A 4,227-nucleotide genomic window follows, 5' to 3' on the forward strand; every position below is an offset into this window, starting at 1 on the left:
TCGAACCACCGACACGCGGATTTTCAATCCGCTGCTCTACCGACTGAGCTATCTGGGCATCTCGTCAGGACTGTCCGTCCGTTGAGTGGCGCGTATTAAACCGCGCTCGCTGCATACTGTCAACAGGTATTCAGCGATTTTTCTTAATTTTCAGGAACATAGCCTTCTGCCTGATCAAAATCACCGCCGCTGAGAAACTTCTCGCGCTGTTCTGTCAGGTACTTGCGGGCTTCGGGGTCCATTGCGCTCAGGTGCTTCTCGTTAATCAGGCGTTTCTGGTGTTCTGTCCATTCTTCCCACGCTTTCGCAGAGACGGTCTGCATAATTTTTTCACCGGCCGGTCCGGGGAAAGGCGGAGTGGTCAGAGCGGGGAGTTCTTCACCGTATTTGCGACAGTGTACCGTGTTGGCCATGCTTACTCCTGAGTGATCAATGTAAGTAGTTTCTTCACCGGTGCAGCCAGACCAATGGCGCTTGGTGAGGAGGTATTGTACCAGTGGACGTTGTTTTCATGCACCGTGGCTGCTGGCCGTTTTATTTTTACGTGCACAGGGGTGATGTCCAGGTGGTAGTGAGAAAAGGTGTGCCTGAAGGTATTCAGAACCTGAGTCTCAGCCTCTGTATGGCCTGTCTCGCTGAGAAGAACCTGCTCCGTTTCAGCGGTGTCTCCGACTTCGGGAAAGCTCCAGAGCCCGCCCCATATTCCGCTCTGAGGCCGCTGCTTCAGTAAAAGCTCACCCTGTTCGTTTTCAAAAATCACCATCACGGTACTTTTTACTGGTTTTTCTTTCTTTGGCTTGCTGTTCGGGTACTGCGTTGGATTACCTTCAGCGTACCCCTGGCAGTCAGGCTGCAGCGGGCAAATACCACAGGCGGGTTTAGAGCGTGTGCAAAGAGTCGCACCCAGGTCCATCATTGCCTGCGTATACTGCTGGTGGCTGTGTTCTGGGGTCAGTCGGCCAGCAATCTCCCAGAGCTGTTTTTCAACCGCAGTGGTGCCCGGCCAGCCCGGGATCGCATAGAAGCGGGTCAGTACGCGTTTGACGTTGCCATCGAGGATAGGTGCGCGGATGCCCATACTAATAGAAGCGATAGCCCCTGCGGTTGAGCGGCCTATGCCGGGTAAGTCGCTTAACTCTTCAACCGATCTGGGAAACTCACCATCGTATTCGCTAACAACTGTCTGAGCGCATTTGTGCAGGTTTCTTCCGCGTGCGTAGTAGCCGAGGCCAGTCCAGTGGTGGAGCACGTCATCCTGAGTGGCGTTGGCGAGCGCTTCGACAGTTGGGAAGCTGTCCATAAAGCGCTCATAGTAAGGAATAACGGTGGCGACCTGAGTCTGCTGTAGCATGATCTCAGACACCCATACACGGTACGGCGTGATGTTCTGTTGCCAGGGAAGATGCTTGCGACCGTGAACCTCATACCAGGCGAGCACGGTCTCACTGAATGCTGAGTCTTTCATGGTGTCCGGTTTCTGTTAAAACGGCGGGCAGTATGAAGGATCTGACTCAGATTTCGTAGCTGTTGCTGCGACGCTCAGCCGAGATCACAAGGTACTGATGCAGCTGCCCGAGAGATAGCGGACGGCTGAACAGGTAGCCCTGACCCTCATCACAGTTATTCAGGCGCAGATACTGGAGTTGCTCATCCGTCTCTACGCCTTCGGCGACCACGTTCAGATCGAGCTTGTGGGCCATCGCGATCACCGCTGCGGTGATCGCCATGTCGTTCTTATCATCCGGAATATCCATGACAAACGAACGGTCAACCTTGAGCACATCAATCGGGAAGCGCTTGATGTAGGAGAGTGACGAGTACCCGGTACCGAAGTCATCAATGGCGATAGATACCCCTGTCGACTTGATCTCCTGCATGATGCGGATAGCCGCTTCAACATCATCCATCAGCGTGCTCTCGGTTATCTCCAGCTCCAGGCAGCGCGGTGGAATCTCGGTGATCTCAAGCACATTGCGGATACGACCGGCGAGATCCGGGTCGGTGAACTGTTTGGCTGACAGGTTGACCGCAACTTTGGCATTCGCAGGCATGATGTTCTTGCGGATCAGGCTACTGATCTGGCGGCACGCCTGCTCAAGAACCCAGTTACCAATATCAATGATCTGGCCGGTTTCTTCAGCGACCGGAATAAAGTTATCCGGCGTAATAATGCCCTTGTCTGGGTGTTGCCAGCGGATCAGCGTTTCGACGCCTGTGGTGCGGTAGTCGAACAGGCTGATCTTTGGTTGATAGAACAGGGTGAACTGATTCCGTTCTATCGCTTCGTTGATCTCTTTCTCGATGGCGAGGTGCTCGAGAATAGAGTGATTCATCTCTTCCGAGAAAAACTGGAAGTTGTTGCGGCCCTGCTCTTTGGCAGAGTACATGGCCAGGTCAGCATTTTTCATCAACACGTTGGTGTCGGTGGAGTCATCGGGCGTCATGGTGATGCCGATACTGACTGAGGTAAGGATATCCTGGCCTTTGACGCGAATGGGTTTCGACATGGCGCGCAGAATCTTTTCTGCAACGGCGCGTACATCCTGCACAGAACTGATGTCTGTCAGCAGAATTGTGAATTCATCACCACCGATCCTCGATACCGTATCGTTTTCCCGCACTGTGTTACTCAGGCGGTTCGATACTTCTTTGAGAAGAACGTCGCCAGCATCGTGCCCGAGCGTATCGTTGACGCGCTTGAACTGGTCCATATCCAGAAACATCAGGGCCATGGACGTGCCGGAACGGAGCGCTCCCTTCACTGAGGTCACCAGGCGACTCTTAAACAGGCGCCGGTTCGCCAGTCCTGTCAGCGGGTCGAAGAAGGCGAGGTTTTCCATCTGCACCTGAGCCGCTTTCAGTTCAGAAATATCTGAAATTGCACCTAAGTAACCTAGCAGCTGGCCGTCGCGGTCGTAGAGCGCACTCGCCATCAGGTGGATCCAGGTGTAAGCCATGTCCGGGCGGGTCAGGCGGATCTCCAGAGCAATACTCTCCTGATCCAGAATCAGCCGGTTCCAGGCTTCCTGAACATTCACAAGATCTTTCGGGTTGATCATCTCGAACCAGTCCTGAAGATCAGGGTGGTCGTTGGTCATACCGTGAATATCACGCCAGCGCTGATTCACGTACTGCAGGTTCTGGTTGGGATCGACCTGGAAAATACCGACAGGAGACAGGGCGGTTAGCTTTCTGAAGCGTTCTTCAGATGCTTTTAGCGACTGGTTTTCATCATCAATGGTGGTCAGCAGGCGGTTAAACAGATCGACCAGATCACCGAGTTCGTCGTTATTCGTCTTGGTTGCACGAATCGAATAGACCTTCTTGTTCAGGATTTCGGTCAGGGTATCGCTCAGCTCCCGCATTGGCCTGGAGATCACATCTTTGAGCTTATTGGCGAGGAATAGCGCAAGTGCGAACGCTGTCAGCATAATGATGAGTGAGAACACCAGAAACTGGAAAAAACGTTCGAGCAAATGATCCCGGCTGCTTTCGATATACAGCGTGCCTATTGGCTCTTCGGCGCGGGTGACCGGAAAAAAGCGCGAGAAGTTATAGGTCTTAAGAGTATCGACGCGTGGCAGGTAATTCGGGCAATCGATGCGCTCGTGGGCCTTGGAGTGATAACTGGCCGCCAGTGTCTGGTCCTGACGATAAATACAGCCACGCACGATCGCACTGTCTGACTGCAGTGTGTTCAGGTTGCTTTCAAGCAGTGCCTTATCATTAAACGTCAGAGCCGCAGTGATACGGTCTGATATGACGTCACCGAGCACCTGTAACTTATTCTCCGTGTCCCGCTTGGCCAGATAATACTCGAGCGAAATATAGGCAAAGTTAGCCAGTAGGAGTGTCAGGCCGGTGGTGATTAATGAAATAAGAACAAGGCGCCGGCGTAAGGACTGGGTCTTGAAAAGCGTCATGGCACTACTCTCCCGACGAGAGTGTTGTTTGGCAGCCAAGGAAGCGCTCCTTCCTGAAGTGTCATTTTGATGTACATACTGCTGCCAATCATACTGTGCCGGTTATCCGAATAAACGCGCTCTACAGAGTGCGTCGTCAGTTATCTGAATTCAAGACGGCCAATACGGCCTTTTTATGGTCACTTTTTATTATGTGGCGCATTTTGAGGCGCCTTAGTGGAGTTCCCAATCACATCAGTTTAGTACTAATTCGCGGGCTTTACCGGTGGCGGGTCACAAAAAAAGCCGCTGGTCAGCGGCTTTT

Annotated in this window: 3 protein-coding genes; all 3 read right to left on the reverse strand. The window is 52.8% G+C overall.

All coding sequences use genetic code 11. The annotated features are described in order from the left end of the window. Positions 1-143 precede the first annotated feature (143 nt). The 3 genes from B2067_RS08310 to B2067_RS08320 are packed head-to-tail and all read right to left on the reverse strand — an operon-like array spanning position 144 to position 3,923. Positions 144-413 carry an oxidative damage protection protein gene (locus B2067_RS08310; protein ID WP_301388102.1) on the reverse strand — a complete coding sequence of 90 codons (270 nt, stop codon included), beginning with the start codon at positions 411-413 and terminating at the stop codon, positions 144-146. A 2-nt stretch (positions 414-415) separates the two neighbouring features. Beyond that, a complete protein-coding gene (gene mutY, locus B2067_RS08315; RefSeq protein WP_297530764.1) occupies positions 416-1,465 on the reverse strand; it encodes an A/G-specific adenine glycosylase in 1,050 nt (349 codons plus the stop codon). A 46-nt stretch (positions 1,466-1,511) separates the two neighbouring features. Further along, the gene (locus B2067_RS08320; protein ID WP_297530763.1) at positions 1,512-3,923 is read right to left on the reverse strand and encodes a bifunctional diguanylate cyclase/phosphodiesterase; all 2,412 of its coding nucleotides are present in this window, start codon (positions 3,921-3,923) and stop codon (positions 1,512-1,514) included. Positions 3,924-4,227: the final 304 nt, after the last annotated feature.

This window comes from Thalassolituus sp. UBA2590 (assembly GCF_002339775.1).
Lineage (GTDB): Bacteria > Pseudomonadota > Gammaproteobacteria > Pseudomonadales > Oceanobacteraceae > Thalassolituus.